Here is a 17,221-nt window from a genome sequence, read left to right as displayed (position 1 = left end):
TATAGTCCAGTTCTTCGATTCTGATGGGCGTTTTCCCCAATGAAAACGCCACAGCACGCCCCTCTGGAGAAACCCATCCACAGGGAAAATGCTTTAGAGGTCCGCCGTGTCGCTGCGCAAGAGCTCTGCCATCGCCATCCGCTCCCTCCGGCGCAACCGTCTGCAGACGATCCTCACCACCGTCGGCATGATGATCGGCGTGGGCACGGTGGTCGTGATGATCGCCGTCGGCAGTGGCGCGCAAAGCTCCATCCGCAGCCAGGTCCGTGCCGCGGGAATGAACGTCATCGTCATCAACAGCGGCAACTACAAGATGCCCCAGCAGTGGACCAGCGCCGGCGAGGCCGAAGAACCCGCCGCTTGGTCTCCTCAGACCCAGCACCCAAAACTCCATGACGGAGTCTTCCGCCCCACCGCACCACTCACCGCCCGCCGCATTCAAGTCCGTCCCCAGGACAACCCCATCCAGTCGCTCGAGAACGGCCCTGACAGCCGCGGAGGTCTCGGCGCATCCACCAGACTCAGCCTCGACGACGTCACCGCCATCGCCTCCCTGCACGGCGTGCAGACCGTCTCCGGCGGCATGCACGATAACGCCAACCTCACCGCCGGCGACAGCACCTGGATGACCCTCCTGCGCGGCGAGCAAGTCTCGCTGATGACCATCCGCCGCGCCTGGGTGCTCACCAGCGGACGCTTCTTCACCGGCACCGAGAACGATCGCGCCGAACACGTCATCGTCCTCGGCAGCGTCGCCGCCGATCATCTCTTCAGCAGCAAAAACATCATCGGCCAAAGCATCAACCTCCGAGGCACAACGTTCAAGGTCATCGGCGTCGTCGCCAGCGGAAGCTGGATGGTGCCCTCCAACCCCGGCGATGGCCAGTTCGACGCCGCCTACATCCCCGTAAAGACCATGCAGCAACTAGCAGGCCGCTCCAACCTCGACAGCATCACGCTCTCGACCGAGTCCGCCGGCGATGTCGTCCGCGTCTCCAAGGACGCCGCCGCGCTGCTGCGCTCCCGCCATCATCTCGCCGCGAATGCGCCCGACGACTTCACCGTCGTCAGCCAGGCCCGCAACGCCATCGCCCACGGCGGCATGCGCACCGACATCTCGCGCGCCATGATGGGCAACGCCAACAACCTCGACCACGTCACCCTCGAGCAACTCAGCAAAACACTCGAACACGCCAGCCGCACCATGGCCATCCTGCTCGCCTCCATCGCGACCGTCTCGCTCATCGTCGGCGGCATCGGCATCATGAACATCATGTTGCTCGCCGTCACCGAGCGCACAAGAGAGATCGGCATCCGCCGAGCGGTAGGTGCTGAAAGCGCAGATGTGATGCGCCAGTTCCTCTTCGAAGCCCTCTACCTCAGCCTCAGTGGAGGCATCCTCGGCGTCGCCGTCGGTGTCGTCGGAGCCTTCGCCACCGCACGCTACAGCGGCTGGTCCGTCGACGTCTCGCTGCTCTCCGTCGCCCTCGCGTTCTCCGTCTCCGCAGCCATCGGGGTGCTCTTCGGCTACTACCCCGCACAGCAGGCCTCGCGCGTTAGCCCCATGACCTCGCTGCGCTACGAGTAACAACTCCGCGTAAGCCAGGGCCCCCCCTGCAGAAGTCATGCTTTGTCGGGGCGGGGCTTCAGCCCCGCCACAAAAGTCCGCAACACTGGAGCTTTAGCCCCTGAGGGAGCAGCCGCCTAGGCTGTATCCACATATTCCATACCACCCAAGATGTGTCATTTCGACCGTAGCGGGACGGCTTCATCGTCCCGCGTAGTGGAGAAACCTGCTTCTTTGCCGGCGTCGGCAAACAGCAGGTCCCTCGACTTCGCTACGCTTCGCTCGGGATGACACATCTTGCAGGGATTTTCCAGACACATGGCTCGTCGAATTTGTCGATACAGCCTGGGTAAAGAAGACTTGTGCAGAGCCTTCCTAACGTAGTGAACAATAGAACCATGCACGCAGCCAATCGAGATAAGGCCGCAACTCGCTGGCAACTACCGCTTACCCTTACACTCCTCGCTATCCTCGGCTGCCGCAGCTTCTCGCACGAATCCATCGCCGAGAGCTATGTGCATCTAGCCCTAGCCCTCGGCGAACGCGACCCCGACTCACTCGACTTCTCCGCCGCTCCCAAGCAATGGCTGGATCAAGCGCACCGCGACTACATCTCCTACGACGCGATCGATCAAGGCGCATCAACTACCCTCACGCGTCTATCGCACGAGAAGAACCTCGACCCCGAAAGCGCAACAGCACTGCGCCAGCAACTCGACTCAATCCACGCACGCACCTCCATGCTCCACGGACACCTCCTCCCCTTCGACCAGGAGTCCGTAGCCCTCTTCGGAGTAAGCCGTCAGCCTGACACAGCTGGAGCAGAACGTGCGACGCTGCAAAGCGAGATCGCCGCAATGCTCCCTCCCGAAAAGGCTGCACAACACAACACACTCGCCCAGCGCTACGACCGATGGAACCAACACTTCGTCATCCCGCGCGACCGCACCATCCCCGTCCTCCGCAAGGCCCTTGACGTTTGCCGCGCCGCCACGCTGCAGCACATCGCCCTGCCTGCCGGCGAAACCATCACCATCGTTCCCGTGCGCGACAAGCCTTGGGCAGCCTTCAGCCGCTACGAAGGCAACGCGCACAGCACGCTCTTCCTCAACACCGACCTGCCCATCACCGTCGACGAAGCGCTCGAGCTAGGCTGCCACGAAGGCTACCCCGGACATCATGTCTTCAACCTCCTTCGCGACCGCGCCCTCGTGCAGCACGACCACCGCACCGAAGCCGAAGTGCAGCTCACTTTCTCGCCCCAGGGCTTCTGGTCCGAGGCCGCCGCAGCCGCAGCTCCCCGTCTGGCCATGAGCGAAACAGACCGTATCGCCGCCGAGCGCGACGTCCTCTTCCCCGCCGCCGGCCTTCCCTCGACCAACGTCGACACCTACGTCCGCATCAACAACCGCATCCGCCGCCTCGACACCGCGCAACCAGCCATCGCCAAAGCCTATCTCGATGGCGAACTAGAATTCGTCCGTGCCGAAGACGCCTTCGCTGCCGAGATGCTCATGTCCCACGCCGAAGCCAGCCTGCTCTACCTGAACGAATATCGCAGCTACGCCCTCGCCTACACCCAGGGCGCTCGACGCGTGGAGCAGTTCCTCGCTCTTCCGCAAGATCGTACTTCCCCCGCTGCACATCAGCAAACCGACGCCGCCTGGGCCCGCTATCGCTCCCTCGCCGAGCATTGGCCCGGTCCCACCGCACGCTTCTGATCTGTCGAAGCCCGCCCGCACATGGTACGGTGAACTGGTTTGCTTCGCCCGGTCTGCCAGCCGACTCCCCACTCCCGATGGACTTCAATTACCTACGCACGTTCCTCGAAGTAGCCGAGCGCAAGAGCTTCTCGCGCGCCGCCGAAAAGCTGCAGATGACGCAGCCCGCCATCTCCGCGCAAATCCGCTCACTCGAGACCGAGCTTGGCGAGCGCCTCTTCGAGCGCGGCGGAGGCAAAGTCTCGCTCACCGCGGCCGGCAAAGTCTTCGAGCCATTCGCGCAGGACTGCCTCGGCAAGCTCCAGCACATCCAGCTCGCCATCACGGACCTGCAGCTCTCGCCGCGCGGTACCCTCACGGTCAGCGCCAACGAGTCAACCGCGCTGCACGTCCTGCCCAGCTTCTTCAGCCGCTTCCGCAAGCTCTACCCCAGGGTCTCGCTCGGCATCGTCCGCGCCGAGCGCTCGCAGTCCATCGAATCCGTCCTCAAGCGCGAGGCCGACTTCGGCGTCGTCTCCACCCCGGTCAAAGACCCTCGCCTACGCATCGAGGTCATCCACAAGGACGAGCTGCAGCTCGTCGTCTCGCCGCGCAATCCTCTCTCGCTCAGTTCTGCCGTCTCGCTCGAAGAAATCGCGCAGCAGCCGCTGCTCCTGCCCAAGCAGGGCCGCCGCCGCGACACCCTCGACAAAATCTTCGCCGAGCACTCCCAGCCCGTCCGCTCCGTGATGGAGCTTGACTCCACCGAGCTCCTCAAAAAGCTCATCATCGCCGAGCTCGGTGTCGGCTTCCTCCCCCGCATCAACGTGGCCGACGAGGTACGCACCGGCCTCCTCGTGGCGCTGCCTATCACGGACGTCTCCCTGCCCCGCGACCTCGCCCTGATCTCGCTGAAAGACCGCAAGATGACTCGCGCCGGTCAGGCCTTCCACCAGGTCGTCACCGGGGCACCCTGGCCCGGACCGTCCGCCAAGGGAGGCTGAATCCGCCGGGCCAGCCCCCGGAAACACAAAAGCCCCGCAGGCTTCGCGGGGCTTTCGTTCGCTTCTTTGGCTACCGGAGACTTACCGGAGAATGTCTGGCGGAGAGTGAGGGATTCGAACCCCCGATAGCCTTGCGACTATGTCTGATTTCGAGTCAGGTGCATTCAACCGGGCTCTGCCAACTCTCCGCTCTCTGTTCATTTTACGTGGAAACAGGCTCCCCGCCAAGGGCGGCTCAAACCCCGGCGCAGCGCAAGCATTGAAGCCTTCACGCTGCACCGGGATCTCGTCGAACCTTAGGCTGCGCTACCGCGACGCGGCTTCACAACAGCCTCGGCCACCGCCGCGCCGTTCTGCGGCACGGCCGGAATCTCAGCCTCTTCCGCGGTCTTGATTAGCCCCAGCTTCTTGCGCAGGTCGGAATCGATCCGACCGAAGATCTCGGGGTTTTCCTTCAGGAAGCCGCGCACACTCTCACGGCCCTGGCCAAGGCGCTCGCCGGAGAAGCTGTACCACGCTCCCGACTTGTCCACGATGTTGTTCAGCACCGCGAGATCCAGCACATCGCCCTCACGCGAGATGCCCTCGCCGTAAAGAATGTCGAACTCTGCGTCGCGGAACGGAGCGGCCACCTTGTTCTTCACGATCTTCACCTTGGTGCGGGAGCCGACCACAACGTCGCCCTCCTTCACCGCACCAATGCGGCGAATGTCGATGCGCACCGACGAATAGAACTTGAGCGCGCGGCCACCCGTCGTCGTCTCGGGGTTGCCGAACATGACGCCGATCTTCTCGCGGATCTGGTTGATGAAGATCAGGCAGGTACGCGACTTCGAGACTGTTCCGGTAAGCTTGCGCAGCGCCTGCGACATCAGCCGGGCCTGCAGGCCGACGTGGCTATCGCCCATCTCGCCATCGAGTTCGGCCTTCGGCACCAGCGCGGCGACCGAGTCCACCACCAGCACGTCGATCGCTCCCGACTTCACCAGCGCTTCGGTGATCTCCAGAGCCTGCTCACCGTAGTCCGGCTGCGAAACCAGGAGATTGTCCGTATCCACACCCAGCTTGCGGGCATAAGCCGGATCGAGCGCATGCTCCGCATCGACGAAGGCTGCCAATCCGCCGGCCTTCTGGGCCTCCGCGATGATCTGCAGCGTGATCGTCGTCTTACCGGAGGACTCCGGTCCAAAGATCTCCACCACACGGCCGCGGGGCACGCCCCCGACTCCAAGGGCAGCGTCGAAGGAGATGGATCCCGTCGGGATGACCGCAATCGGCCCAATGGTGTCCTTCTGCCCGAGCCGCATCACCGAGCCCTTACCAAACTGCTTCTCTAGCTGAGAAAGTGCTGACTCGATTGCACGCGAGCGTTCATCTGCCACTGGGGACTCTCCTTATTGCCACGCAAGCTGCTCTGGGTGGGGACAAAAGTAGCGTGGGTTTCCACGCAAATCGGAGTCTAGCATCGGTTTCGCGGCGCAGCAAATAAAAAGCGAAAGTACCTGAGGGAAACACCGGCAAAACTCCGCAGCCCAATGCGATGATGGACCGCATGCGCCGCTTCCGCTACCTCGACGCCCTGACCACGGCGTTCGTCGTGATCCTGCTGGTCTCCAACCTCGTCGCGCAGAAGCTGATCCGCCTGGGGCCCATCCCGCTCGGCGGCCACTGGCACATCCCCGCCTTTTCTACCTCCGGCGCCGTGGTTCTCTTCCCCATCACCTACATCTTTGGCGACGTCTTCACCGAGGTCTACGGCTACGGAGCCAGCCGCCGCGCTATCTGGTTGGGCTTCTTCGGCACCGCACTCATGTACGGCGTCTCTACGCTGGTCATCTGGCTGCCATCCGACCCGGAGTTTCGCAACCAGCAGGCCTTCGTCACCGTCTTCGGCATCCTGCCTCGCATCCTGGTCGCAAGCCTCATCGCCTTCTGGGCAGGCGAGTTCGCCAACTCCTACACCATGGCCAGGCTCAAGGTGCTGACCAAAGGACGCTGGCTCTGGACCCGTACCGTAGGGTCAACCATGGCCGGGCAAGCCGTGGACACAACCCTGGTCATCATCATCACGTATGCGGGAACCTATACGCCCCGCAAGCTCGTGGCGATCATCCTCACCGGCTACCTGCTGAAGGTGGGATACGAAGCCCTGGCGACTCCCCTGACATATCTGGTCGTAGGATGGCTCAAGCGCGCCGAGCAGTCCGACGCCTATGACGCCCACACCAACTTCAATCCGTTCCACGTGGGAGCGCTGGCTTCCGAGGACTAGAGCATTTTTCCTGTAGGTGGAGTCCAGGGACTCGACTCCGATGGGCGTTTCCCCCCAATGAAAACGCCGCTGCAAGCCCCTTTCGGAGTGCCCAGCAACAGGGAAAATGCTCTAAGCGCGCTCAACCCTGTCCGTCGGAAAGGGACACACCAGCGAAGGAGACCAGCTCGGGTCGAATATCCCCTTCGAGGGCGGCCTGTTCCGTCCGAGAATTGTCGCCCGGGAGCATCTGTAAGCTGCTCAGCATCCTCCACCGCAGGAGGTCGATGACCCGGGCGACCCGCTCTCTCTGACGAGAAGCAACTACAGAGTGACTGACGCAGATGCTTCCTGCGATAGAGGGAGTGATCGTGTTGCCTATACGCAACAACTACTTATAACTTATTGATTACATAAGCATCTTACCGTTTCGGAACCTGCGGAGCGCCAATCCTGTCGCGTAGAAGCAACAAAAACGCTCGCCGTCCTGTATCATCACCGCATTTCACCCTCCGGCCCTACTGTCGTTTTCCTCTCGAGCCGTACACGACCATTTGCCCGCGGAGCCGATGACAACGAGGACATCCATGGAAGGCTTCGGCGGGAATCTGCGTACCATCCGAAACAACTGGAAGCTCTCCCTGCGTGAGGTCGAGGAACGCACGCAGCGTCTGGCGCAACAGTGGGACAACCCGTCTTACCGGATCTCCGCCAGCTGGCTCGATCGCGTCGAGCGTGAGAATCGCGACCTCTCCGCAATGAAGTTGATCGTTCTGGCGGCGGTCTACGGACTCAACCCGGAGCAGATGCTGGCTCTCTGTCCAACTGGTCCGATAGCAGAATCGGTCGAACCCCTCTCCGGCCCCAACGCGACCCTGCTCCTCTCCGAAGGCCCGCTCAACGACCACGCCCGCAGCTGGCTGCCCGATACCCTGGTCACCGACGTGCCGCCCGAGCAGACGATGCTACTTCCCAGCGAGAACGGCAGCCCGGCCAGCCCACTACGCCGCGGCGTCGTCGGGCAGCGAGACCGCATGCTCGAGCCGATGATCCGTCCCGGGTCCATCGTCCTCATCGACACCCAGAAACGGGCTATCGCCCACCGTCGTGAGTGGACCAGCGAGTTCGACCGCCCCATCTACTTCCTGCTGTCGCGAGATGGCTACGTGACCGGTTTCTGCGAGCTGGACAAGGAGTCAACCTGGCTCACCCTGGTGCCGCACCCGCTGTCCTTCGAGACGAGCCGGCGCTGGAAGTATCGTAAGGAGATTGATGTCGTCGGCACAGTTACGGGTGTCGCCGTGCGACGGGTATCCTAAGGCTGCGCGACCACGGACAAAGAGAGCGCAATGTCGAGAGCGCAACGTCCGGCTCCGACAATGCCCAAATCGCCCGTTCTTACTAGATTGTCTGCTGGAGCGTTGCAAGTCCAGGTGCATGAGCGTGCTCGCACAGCGCCAGCACGCTCCGGGTCATCCGGTAGTAGGTAGCGACGGCCCGTTGTGCGTAATCGGCGAAAGCGCTGTGCAGATTGCCCGTACGGGCAGCGCCCTTTAAGCGGCCCAGGTGGAACTGAACCTCGCGCGCATTCAAACGAAGCTGCTCGGCAACCACAACTGCCTCCGGATACCACCGCTGCACATGGGCCGCAATATCGATCAGCACCGTGCAGTTGCGCTCCATGACCTCCAGCCCGCTCAGGCCGCCAATCATGTCCCATACCTCGGAAGGCTCCAGCAAATCAGCGTCTTCCCCGCTACGGCGTGCACCGGATTCGTCGAAAAGATCCAGTGCAATCGCAGCCACTGCGCGGCGGTCGATGGGCTCCAGACGGGCCACCAGCGACTCCCAAGTCGCCGTTTCGCGACGGTGCGCCTTCCGCGTATACCAGAACGCTACGGCAGCCATCGAGGCCACCAGGACGATCATTGCAATGAAAAAAAACTCCGCGTTCATTGCCTGCTACCTCCTCCGCCCCCCATCGTCAGCAGACGATTCAGGTGCGCGAGCTCTTCGCGAATCTTATCAGGTAATTCACGCGGAGCTTCCGCCTCCTGCCAAAGTGCAGCGGTCCAGTACGTTAGACAGCAGATATAGAAGAAGATCTCCACGTGCGACCAGAAAAAATACACCGCCGGGTTGCTGCTGGAAGGTTGTGTGTGCGCTCCCTGCGTAATAAGCCCCATCGCGGCATACGTGCCGAGGCCTTGCGAGATACGAGCCACGTGGGTCCTCCAGGGCAATCCCGCCCACGAAGATAGAATCAGCATTCCCAGGAACAACTCGCTCAGTAGCGCCGACGAGAAGAAGTCCATCTTGTGAACCACCATCGCAATGGTTCCCCGCGAGTAAGGATGAGCCGTCCAGGTCAAAAGCAGGGCCACCGCAAAGCTGCCTGCAAGCACGATCTGGAAACCGCGTCTCACATCGATCGCCCAGTGCCCGAGCGGGCAAAACACCTTGAAGGCCATCTCGAAGAAGATTCCCACCTGAAGGCAAACATCGATCGATCCGAGCGCCCAATACGTATTGAAGTATGCGTGCAACGCATAGCGATGCACAAAATACAAAACGATATCTCGAACCGCACAGAAGATGATCCACGCCGTAAAAATCGGAAGGCTCTTCGCGCGACCTCGCACGAAGAGCACCCCCAGCAACACAAGTTGGAGCCAGATACTAATTAACCAGAAGGCGTAATCGATCCCCTCAAGAAGATGCAACCGGTGGCGCCTCACCTTCCGCCTGCCCAAGTAGGGACAGCCTACGACAGGTATTTTACGCGGTGGCCAACGCCAGTACCAGCACGATGGCATCGGCGGTACCGCCGGGTCCCGGATCGGGTGAGCCGCTCCCTACGATCGGGTCATCAGCGAAGGACTTGAGGGGGGCAGCAAGCAGCACCGCCATTGCGAGGACCAAACCCACGTTACGAAAAATGTTCTTACGCATCGCTCTTTCTCCTTGTCGGCGCATGTCGCGCTCGATCCGGAGAGTAAGGAGATAAGAACGTTTCTCTTTCTCATTTCAGAAGACTGTTGCGCAGGCGAAACAACGCCGCACGGAGTCAGGCGAAATCGCCACATTGGCAAGGAGAAAGAGGACGCTGCCGCAGCAGAGGCGTGGGCAAGTCAAGGCGCCAAACTGTTGCGCAAAGGCAATAAAAACGGGGCGTTGACGCGATCGTTCGCCAATCTGCCTTTCGTAGGCCCGGCTCCTCGAGCACGGCCCGTCACAAAAGACAGCAAGGCCGCCCGAAGAGGGCGGCCGTGCTGGATCGCAAAATCGATACCGAGGGAGAGTTAGGGGAAAGTTATCGAAAGATACTCCCTCGACAGCCGAGGCAGATAACTACCGCTTGAGCAAATCGACCGGGACGGTCACATCCTCAATGCGGAAGAGACCCGCCAGCGCCGGATGCCTCGCGGCGACCGCACGATACATCTCCCATGCGACACGGCGGTAACTGTAATGTCCCGCTGACCCTGAGCGTAGCTCCGAAATATAGAGCGCCTCGGCAAAGTCCATCTTGAACATCGCCCTGCAGCGCGTGCCGAGCGGCAGGAGATACTGCGCGCTCTGCTGCGCCTCCGGCTCACCCGAGTCGCAAAGGGCTTGGTACGCCGCCAGAGCCTTGTCCATCGCCCCCTGGTACAAGCCGGAGAGGCCAGCCTCTTCCAACGTGGGCTGACCGGGGCACACCGGCTCGTCGTAGCCATGCACTGACGAAAACGGCTGGATCAGCTGCACGCACCGCCGGTGACGATGCATATCGCGAAAGCCGCCAATATCCATCAGCACGTCGAAGCGGAAACCATGCCCGGAGTGGAAGCTGCGCAGCAGCTCATCGTGACGGCCGCGATGCACCGCGCCCAGCTTGATAATCTCGTTGCGCCGCCGCTCGCCGATCGCCGTCACCATGCCCCGGATCTGCCGGTACGAGTACTGGCAATGCGGATACAGCAGCGACGTGGCAATCTCCACCTCAAGATCTTCATCATCATCCAGCAGGTCCACCGTCGGCGCCGGGTACAGCGCCGCGCCCGCCATCAGTTCCTGCGCCGCCTGCACCAGCTCCTTGCGCGTGGCGATCATGTATTCATTCGGCTCCGCGTATTTCACCAGCGTCGGCGCAGTCCGCACCGGAGGAATCAGTTCGTTCAGGATCTCCGTCGTCGCGGCAGCCGGAATGATTCCCTCTCCAGCCATCTCCTCCAGCCGGTCACGCTGGACGTTCCACGCCGGCTCGCTGGCCGCCGCGCGCAGCTTGCGCCCCAGCTCGCGAATCTCCTCATGCTCATTCGAGAGCAGCCGCGAAACCTGCGTCTCCAGCGTGCGCGCATTCACAATCTGCCCCAGCGACGTGTTCGTCGCCAACGGCAAAAGGTACCGTGCCACATCGAACGCCCGCGCCTTCAACGTGCGCCGGTAGGCATCCGGCTTCATCTCCTCGGGCCGCGGGATGGCCTTCTCGAGCCCCGCCAGCATGCCTTCGCTCAGCTGGTCATACGCTGCAAAGAGGTCCTGGACCGCGGTCGTATATGCCGCGCGCTGCTCTTCTCCCAACGCAGGCGTATACCAACCCGAGCGCCGGAAGTCCTGGTAGCGCGTCGAGCGCTCCTGGCCGTCCCATCGCGTCTCGTCCACCAGCGCAATCGCCGCCAGCAGGCTTAGCCGTTCAACCGCAAACGGAATATGCGCGAGATCGGCAATCGACCGGTGCCCATACTGGAAGTAAAAGGTGTTGAGGAACTGCTCCGCACGCTGCGTGCTGATCTCGGTCAGCGATTCCCGCATCGTCAGTGCCGAGCGTGAGTACTTGGCCATCGCATACGCCAGCACCTCGGGCTCAGCGCCGTGGATCGCGTAAACCTCAGTCGGAGCGGCTGCCGGTTCGTCAGGGACAGCAGGAGGGGCGGCAACGTCGGCAGGAGTGGTAGGCACGCTCAAGGATATCGCCTCAACCAACGCTCGCGGTACCCTAGTAGAGGGCAGAAATTGCACTAAGATCTGAGGAAAACGATCTGAGGAAAACTGTGAGTCATCTGAACGGCAAAGTAGCTCTCGTGACCGGAGCCTCCCAGGGCATCGGCCGCGCCATCGCACTGGAACTCGCCCGCCACGGCGCCACCGTCGCGCTGGCCGCACGCTCCCTGGACAAGCTGGAGACCCTCGCCGCAGAAATCGCCGCCGCTGGAGGCTCCGCCAAGGCCTTCCCCCTCGACATCGCCAGCGAGGAGTCCATCAAGGCCACAGGGAAAGCAGTCATCGCCGATCTCGGCCCCGTCAGCATCCTCGTCAACAACGCCGGGATCACCCGCGACACCCTCGCCCTGCGCATGAAAACCGCCGACTTCGAAGACGTCCTCCGCGCGAACCTCACGGGAGCCTTCCTGCTCACCCAGGCCGTCATCAGCTCCATGATGAAGGCCCGCTGGGGCCGCGTCATCAACATCACCTCAGTCGTCGGAGAAACCGGAGCCGCCGGCCAGGCCAACTACGCCGCGTCCAAGGCCGGCCTCATCGGCCTCACCAAGTCGCTGGCCCGGGAGTTCTCCTCCCGCGGCATCACCGTCAACGCCATCGCCCCCGGCTTCATCCAGACTGCAATGACCGACGTGCTGACCGACGAGCAAAAGGCCAGCATCCTCGCCCAGGTCCCGCTAGCCCGCTACGGCACGGTCGACGACATCGCCGCAGCCGCCGGCTTCCTCGCCTCCGACGCCGCCGGATACATCACCGGCCACACCCTCGACGTCAACGGCGGCCTCTACATGGGCTAAAGCGAATGCACCGAGCCAAAGCTCATTTGCTCGGCGCATTTCCCATTTACCAATGTTTTCGCGCCTTTCGTCGCTACACTGCAGAGACCTTCATCACCGCAAAGGCCAATCCTGGGTACTCTCCCTTTGCACGAATCTCCGTCGATACTCAACTCTGACGTTCCGATTGCATTTCCTTCTTGCTATCGGATGCGGGGGTAGTTACTTTACGGCTAATGGCGAACGTGCAAACATCTGTGCCGGAGGCGATCCCCGTGACTCATGCGGCGGGATCGCCAATCAATATCGGCCAAACGATCCGTAACTTCCGGCTCCAGCGCAGCATGTCGCAAGGCGATATCGAGAAGCGGACCGGACTCCTCCGCTGCTACCTCTCGCGCGTCGAAAACGGCCACACCATCCCCTCGCTGGAGACCCTGCAGAAGATCGCCGGCGCGCTCGACCTCCCGCTGAGCCACTTCTTCGCCGAAGAGACGGTGCGAGACGTCCCCGGCGTCTCCATGAGCCAGGAAGAGATCCACTTCCTCACCCAGGTGCAGCGCTACTCCTCGTCCCTCACCGACAGCGACCGCCGCCTGCTGCTCGCCATGGTCAAGAAGTTCGCCACCACAGCGTCCCCATCCATCAGCTAAATCCCAGGCTTCCGAAGACAGCAACGGCTGCGAGCAATCGCAGCCGTTGTCGTTTTTCACTACTCACTATTCACTACTTCACTATTCACTGCCTCTACCCCTTCGCGCCCGCCTGAATTGCATACGTAATCAGGCACAGCACCAACGCCGCGACGGCAAACGTCCATCCCTGCCGTGCGCGGTAGGTTGAACGCCCGCTGGTCATCCGCGGGAACAGTGGCAACCCCAGCGCCAGCCCACACGCAAAGCCACCCAGGTGCGCTGTGTTGTCGATCCGAGGCATGCCCTTCGTGAACCGCCCCAGCAGGTCCGGGCCAATCCCGATCACCAGGTTGGCGACCGCAAAGAAGATCACCTGGCGGCGAAGATCGCGAAGCTCCTCCCACGGCAGCGAGAGCTTCCGGTTGGAGAGCAGGATGATGAGAATCCCGGCGATGCCAAACACCGCGCCCGACGCTCCAGCCGTCGCTGCATCCCGCGTCGTTCCCATCAGCACCGCCCACCACAGCGACGCGATCATCCCCGCCGCCCCCGTGAGCACATACACCGCCACCAGGCCCTGCTTGCCCAGCAGAGGCTCGCCAAACAGCCCCAGGTTCCACAGGCACCACATGTTCAGCAGGATGTGCAGCAGCGTGACGTGCACGAACATCGATGTCAGCAGCCGCCACCACTGCCCCGCCAGTACCATCGAGGCATCCGAGGCGCCAAAGCGAATCAGCGTGTGCTCGTCGAAGGACGCCGTAAAGAGCTGCGACCACTCATGCCGCCGCAGCGCAGTCAGCAGCGGTCCCGAACCGAATCGCAGCATCGTCAGGAAGACGATCAGGTTGATCGCCACCAGGAGATACGTTCCCGGATACCCCAAAAGGGATTCAGGAGCTTCGGGAGCTTCGGGATTTTCGCTAGACTCCAGAGCAACAGCCTCGGTGGAGGCAGTCTGTGCCTCCTCGGGCTGAGGAGCGGAATGCGGATACGCTGCGTCGCTGTTCACAACTGTCGGGAGGGGCGAATCAAGCAGCCTTGTGGCGCTCGCGCCACTCCGGCACAATGCGCTCGCGGATCACCGTCGAGACCATCGTCGGGATCGGCGTCACCATCGCCACCAGCACCCACAGCAGCGCCGAGATCACCAGGCCGGTGATCGCCGTAGCCTCCAGGCTGACGGTGATGCTGTCCGGAACGCGCGTGAGGGCAACCATGCTCTCATGGGCGCGCAGATGGACCACCTGCACATTGCTGATGTGGCGAAGCTCCTCGACCCGGCGCATCACCAGTGCGGCCAGAAGGAACGCGACCGTGCACATGGTCGTAGCAGCCAGCAGGAGAACGTCGACGGTGCGATGGATACGCTGCCGTTTGCGGCAGTTCGGGCATTCGGTGAGGTGCGCCTCGTAATCGACGCGCAGCTCAGGTGCGACGCCGGAGATATCGTAACGCCATCCCGACAGAATCGCGCCGACGACGGGATCTGTGCAACTTACGGGACGGTGCTCTTCAGGAACTCTCGAGTAGCCGCGCATGTTCACCTTTTTGTAATCATAAACTACCACTACCCCATCCCCAACAGATGAAAACGGATAGGTCACGATCCCTTATTTTGAGGGGTTACCTGAATTCCCAGCCCGATCCCTACCCCATTCATAAACATATCGGGTCCAGCGGGCTTTCCTGGGTCGCCAGCAGCAGCCGGTTCCCCAGCAGGCTCATCCGTCCCGCAATGGCCTGCTCGGCGGCGATCCGCGCCAGCTCCGGCAGGTTATTCTGTTCGCTAAGGTGCCCAAGCACAATCGTATGCGCCCCGCCGTCGTAGTCCTTCATCAGGAACTCCGCGCAGGCCGCATTGGACAGATGCCCCACCCGCGACAGCACCCTCTGCTTGACGCTCCACGGGTACGGCCCGTCCTTCAGCATCTCCAAATCGTGGTTCGACTCCAGCAGCAGCACATCTACATTCTTCAGCGCCTGCTTCACATTGGGAGGAACATACCCCAGGTCCGTCGCCACGGCCATCCGGATCGACTCCGTCCGCGCATGGAAGACAAACCCGCAAGGATCAGCCGCATCATGCGGAATCGTGAACGGATCCACGTCGATTTCCCCAATGGAGAACGACTTCCCCGCCGCAAAATACTCCACGGCCGGAAGAAACGCCGGATCGGCCTTGATGCCCGTCTCTTCGGAGTCAGGCTCGGCCTCTGCTTCCTCTGGGCTGCGACATCCATTGTCATCCCGAGCGGAGCGAGGGATCTGCATTTGTTCTCCTTCCGCAGCCGCCATCTCCGCCACCACGGTATGCGCCGGAGCATGCACTCTCGCCGTCTCTTCCGCCCGCGCCTTGCGCTCGGCTTCCATCCGGTCGAGCCACGCCGCATACGTCATCGTGGTCCGCGGACGCATCATCCGCGTCCAGGCCCGGTGCGTCGCTTCGGTGAAGAAAACAGGGATCTTGAACCGCCGCGCCAGCACCGAAAGCCCGCTGACGTGGTCCAGGTGCTCATGCGTAATGAGAATCGCGCTCAATAACGAGGGATCCTCGCCCACGGCCGCCATCCGCCGCATCAACTCCCGGCAGCTCAGCCCGGCATCGATCAGCAGGCGTGTCTGGCCCGCGGCAACGATTGTAGCGTTGCCCTTGGACCCCGAAGCCAATACCGTCATCCGCACAGCCTTAACGATACGCCCGTAGCTTGTGCAAGCCGGAACCACCAAAGGAGCGAAATAGCGGAGTAGCTCAATAGCTATTCTGCTGTTCCGCTATTTAGCTATTCAGCTGCCTTTCAGCTATTCTGCTGCTTTCAGAGGTGCCAGGAAGTTCACAATACTCCGCAGCACCACCTCGTCCTTCTGGTTGTAGCAAACCGTGCGCGACCGCACGATGCCATACTGCGGCCGCGACTGCGAGTGCCGCACGCCCAGGATCTCCGCCTCCGTGCGCAGCGAGTCGCCCGGCCGCACCGCCTGCGTCCAGCGCATCTCTTCCACGCCCGCCCCGATCATGCCGCCCGCAACGTGGATCGACTCCACCCGTAACCGCATCACGATCGCCGACGTCAGCCAGCCCGACGCCGCTAGCCCCTTGAAGAACGAGCTCTCCCCAGCAGCCTGATCCAGGTGAAACGGCTGCGGATCGTACCGCTCCGCAAACTCCTTGATCTCGTCCGCCGTCACCTTGTACGACCGCAGCGAATCAAACTTCATCCCCGGGTGAAAGTCCTCAAAGTACAGTTCTTTTTCTTGCTCCAATGGGATCTCCTTCAGGGGTCAGATGCGGCACGCAACAGACGAGATGCGAATCAGTCCACGATACGGGACGGAAGCGGACGACGGCCAGCCGCTGCTCGCACAAAACGACCGGTAAACGGTTCTTCTGCCTCAGTTCTCAGTCCGCATCTCGCATCTCGAATCTCCATCTCACCGATGCTCGTAGAACCCCCGCCCCGACTTTCTCCCCAGCCACCCCGCATCCACCATCCTCACCAGCAGCGGGCACGGCCGGTACTTCGGGTCGCCCATTCCCTCCTCCAGTACCCGCATGATGTCCAGGCACACATCCAGCCCGATGAAGTCCGCCAGCGTCAGCGGACCCATCGGATGCGCCATGCCCAGCCGGAAGATCTCGTCCACCGCCTCCGCCGTAGCCACACCCTCCATCACCGCGAAGATCGCCTCGTTGATCATCGGCATCAGCACCCGGTTGGAGACGAACCCCGCCGCGTCGTTCACCTCCACCGGCGTCTTGCCCAACGCCAGCGACATCTCCCGCACCCGCGCAAACGTCTCGTCCGAAGTCTGCAGCCCGCGGATCACCTCCACCAACGCCATCACCGGCACCGGGTTGAAGAAGTGCATCCCGATCACCTTCTCCGGCCGCTTCGTTCCCGCCGCCAGCTTCGTAATCGAGATCGACGACGTGTTCGACGCCAGCACCGCCTCCGGCCCCAGCAGCTCATCCAGCCGCTGGAAGATCTCCTGCTTCACCACCAGCTTTTCGGTCGCGGCTTCCACCACCAGCTCGCACCCGGCAAGTCCCTCCAGTGTCCGCGCAGGGCGAACCCGCCCAAAGATCGCCGGCACCTCCGCCGGATCCACCTTGCCCTTCGCCGCTTCGCGATCCAGGTTGGTGCGAATCGTCGCGAGCCCGCGCTCCAGCGCCGCCTCGCTCACCTCATGCAGCGCCACCTCGAAGCCCGCCTTGGCAAAGACATGCGCGATGCCATTGCCCATCGTTCCCGCGCCCACCACGCCGATCCGCTGTCCGCTCATCGTGGCACGCAGTCTATC

The 17,221-nt window shown here is 62.3% G+C and carries 17 protein-coding genes and 1 tRNA gene; 7 read left to right on the top strand and 11 right to left on the bottom strand.

What is annotated here, in order from left to right:
• Positions 1 to 106: 106 nt before the first annotated feature.
• The 3 genes from AC5E6W_RS21075 to AC5E6W_RS21065 all read left to right on the top strand — a co-directional run bounded on the left by AC5E6W_RS21075 (position 107) and on the right by AC5E6W_RS21065 (position 4,271).
• On the top strand, positions 107 to 1,588 hold the full coding sequence (locus AC5E6W_RS21075; RefSeq protein ID WP_491754312.1) for an ABC transporter permease: 1,482 nt from the start codon (positions 107 to 109) through the stop codon (positions 1,586 to 1,588).
• A 377-nt stretch (positions 1,589 to 1,965) separates the two neighbouring features.
• Entirely contained in the window at positions 1,966 to 3,288 is a 1,323-nt protein-coding gene (locus AC5E6W_RS21070; protein ID WP_491754311.1) for a hypothetical protein, read from the top strand.
• Between the two features lie 29 nt (positions 3,289 to 3,317).
• The gene (locus tag AC5E6W_RS21065) at positions 3,318 to 4,271 is read left to right on the top strand and encodes a LysR family transcriptional regulator (protein WP_491754310.1); all 954 of its coding nucleotides are present in this window, start codon (positions 3,318 to 3,320) and stop codon (positions 4,269 to 4,271) included.
• Between the two features lie 96 nt (positions 4,272 to 4,367).
• Here AC5E6W_RS21065 and AC5E6W_RS21060 read toward each other — a convergent pair.
• Both AC5E6W_RS21060 and recA read right to left on the bottom strand, forming a co-directional pair.
• A tRNA-Ser gene (locus AC5E6W_RS21060) sits at positions 4,368 to 4,459 on the bottom strand.
• Between the two features lie 108 nt (positions 4,460 to 4,567).
• The gene (recA, locus tag AC5E6W_RS21055; protein WP_491754309.1) at positions 4,568 to 5,653 is read right to left on the bottom strand and encodes a recombinase RecA; all 1,086 of its coding nucleotides are present in this window, start codon (positions 5,651 to 5,653) and stop codon (positions 4,568 to 4,570) included.
• A gap of 170 nt (positions 5,654 to 5,823) precedes the next feature.
• On the opposite strand from recA, the gene AC5E6W_RS21050 reads away from it, so the two are divergent.
• Both AC5E6W_RS21050 and AC5E6W_RS21045 read left to right on the top strand, forming a co-directional pair.
• Positions 5,824 to 6,543 (top strand): queuosine precursor transporter, encoded by a 720-nt coding sequence (locus tag AC5E6W_RS21050; protein WP_491754308.1) that lies wholly within the window; start codon positions 5,824 to 5,826, stop codon positions 6,541 to 6,543.
• A gap of 566 nt (positions 6,544 to 7,109) precedes the next feature.
• Positions 7,110 to 7,841: a helix-turn-helix domain-containing protein gene (locus tag AC5E6W_RS21045; RefSeq protein WP_491754307.1), complete on the top strand. Its 732-nt coding sequence runs from the start codon at positions 7,110 to 7,112 to the stop codon at positions 7,839 to 7,841.
• An 82-nt stretch (positions 7,842 to 7,923) separates the two neighbouring features.
• Here the strand turns inward: AC5E6W_RS21045 and AC5E6W_RS21040 are convergent, their stop codons facing one another.
• The 4 genes from AC5E6W_RS21040 to AC5E6W_RS21025 all read right to left on the bottom strand — a co-directional run bounded on the left by AC5E6W_RS21040 (position 7,924) and on the right by AC5E6W_RS21025 (position 11,466).
• Positions 7,924 to 8,478: a hypothetical protein gene (locus tag AC5E6W_RS21040; RefSeq protein ID WP_491754306.1), complete on the bottom strand. Its 555-nt coding sequence runs from the start codon at positions 8,476 to 8,478 to the stop codon at positions 7,924 to 7,926.
• Positions 8,475 to 9,245: a hypothetical protein gene (locus AC5E6W_RS21035; RefSeq protein ID WP_491754305.1), complete on the bottom strand. Its 771-nt coding sequence runs from the start codon at positions 9,243 to 9,245 to the stop codon at positions 8,475 to 8,477. The genes AC5E6W_RS21040 and AC5E6W_RS21035 overlap by 4 nt, the downstream gene beginning before the upstream one ends.
• A gap of 55 nt (positions 9,246 to 9,300) precedes the next feature.
• The gene (locus tag AC5E6W_RS21030; RefSeq protein ID WP_491754304.1) at positions 9,301 to 9,474 is read right to left on the bottom strand and encodes a hypothetical protein; all 174 of its coding nucleotides are present in this window, start codon (positions 9,472 to 9,474) and stop codon (positions 9,301 to 9,303) included.
• 399 nt (positions 9,475 to 9,873) lie between these two features.
• Entirely contained in the window at positions 9,874 to 11,466 is a 1,593-nt protein-coding gene (locus AC5E6W_RS21025; RefSeq protein ID WP_491754303.1) for an FAD-dependent thymidylate synthase, read from the bottom strand.
• Between the two features lie 92 nt (positions 11,467 to 11,558).
• Between AC5E6W_RS21025 and fabG the strand changes: the two genes are divergently transcribed.
• The gene (gene fabG, locus AC5E6W_RS21020; RefSeq protein WP_491754302.1) at positions 11,559 to 12,305 is read left to right on the top strand and encodes a 3-oxoacyl-[acyl-carrier-protein] reductase; all 747 of its coding nucleotides are present in this window, start codon (positions 11,559 to 11,561) and stop codon (positions 12,303 to 12,305) included.
• A 215-nt stretch (positions 12,306 to 12,520) separates the two neighbouring features.
• Entirely contained in the window at positions 12,521 to 12,937 is a 417-nt protein-coding gene (locus tag AC5E6W_RS21015; protein WP_491754301.1) for a helix-turn-helix domain-containing protein, read from the top strand.
• Positions 12,938 to 13,031: 94 nt separating this feature from the next.
• On the opposite strand, the gene AC5E6W_RS21010 is transcribed toward AC5E6W_RS21015, so the two are convergent.
• From AC5E6W_RS21010 to AC5E6W_RS20990, 5 genes are all read right to left on the bottom strand, one after another.
• The gene (locus AC5E6W_RS21010; protein ID WP_491754300.1) at positions 13,032 to 13,931 is read right to left on the bottom strand and encodes a rhomboid family intramembrane serine protease; all 900 of its coding nucleotides are present in this window, start codon (positions 13,929 to 13,931) and stop codon (positions 13,032 to 13,034) included.
• A 19-nt stretch (positions 13,932 to 13,950) separates the two neighbouring features.
• On the bottom strand, positions 13,951 to 14,490 hold the full coding sequence (locus tag AC5E6W_RS21005; RefSeq protein ID WP_491754299.1) for a hypothetical protein: 540 nt from the start codon (positions 14,488 to 14,490) through the stop codon (positions 13,951 to 13,953).
• A gap of 88 nt (positions 14,491 to 14,578) precedes the next feature.
• A complete protein-coding gene (locus AC5E6W_RS21000) occupies positions 14,579 to 15,598 on the bottom strand; it encodes an MBL fold metallo-hydrolase (RefSeq protein WP_491754298.1) in 1,020 nt (339 codons plus the stop codon).
• A 123-nt stretch (positions 15,599 to 15,721) separates the two neighbouring features.
• Entirely contained in the window at positions 15,722 to 16,183 is a 462-nt protein-coding gene (locus tag AC5E6W_RS20995) for a MaoC family dehydratase (protein WP_491754297.1), read from the bottom strand.
• A gap of 168 nt (positions 16,184 to 16,351) precedes the next feature.
• The gene (locus tag AC5E6W_RS20990) at positions 16,352 to 17,203 is read right to left on the bottom strand and encodes a 3-hydroxybutyryl-CoA dehydrogenase (protein WP_491754296.1); all 852 of its coding nucleotides are present in this window, start codon (positions 17,201 to 17,203) and stop codon (positions 16,352 to 16,354) included.
• Positions 17,204 to 17,221 lie beyond the last annotated feature (18 nt).

The sequence above is a fragment of the Bryocella sp. genome (genome assembly GCF_058498515.1).
The sequence above is the reverse complement of the archived record's forward strand: the minus strand, read 5'-3'. Positions and strand labels throughout refer to the sequence as shown.

What these genes read in the sequence shown, in the direction of transcription:
- AC5E6W_RS21070 (WP_491754311.1), top strand. Translation starts at nt 1,966, where the DNA reads ATGCACGCAGCCAATCGAGATAAGGCCGCAACTCGCTGGCAACTACCG.
- AC5E6W_RS21050 (WP_491754308.1), top strand. Translation starts at nt 5,824, where the DNA reads ATGCGCCGCTTCCGCTACCTCGACGCCCTGACCACGGCGTTCGTCGTG.
- AC5E6W_RS21045 (WP_491754307.1), top strand. Translation starts at nt 7,110, where the DNA reads ATGGAAGGCTTCGGCGGGAATCTGCGTACCATCCGAAACAACTGGAAG.
- AC5E6W_RS21040 (WP_491754306.1), bottom strand. Translation starts at nt 8,478, where the DNA reads ATGAACGCGGAGTTTTTTTTCATTGCAATGATCGTCCTGGTGGCCTCG.
- AC5E6W_RS21030 (WP_491754304.1), bottom strand. Translation starts at nt 9,474, where the DNA reads ATGCGTAAGAACATTTTTCGTAACGTGGGTTTGGTCCTCGCAATGGCG.
- AC5E6W_RS21015 (WP_491754301.1), top strand. Translation starts at nt 12,521, where the DNA reads ATGGCGAACGTGCAAACATCTGTGCCGGAGGCGATCCCCGTGACTCAT.
- AC5E6W_RS21000 (WP_491754298.1), bottom strand. Translation starts at nt 15,598, where the DNA reads ATGACGGTATTGGCTTCGGGGTCCAAGGGCAACGCTACAATCGTTGCC.
- AC5E6W_RS20990 (WP_491754296.1), bottom strand. Translation starts at nt 17,203, where the DNA reads ATGAGCGGACAGCGGATCGGCGTGGTGGGCGCGGGAACGATGGGCAAT.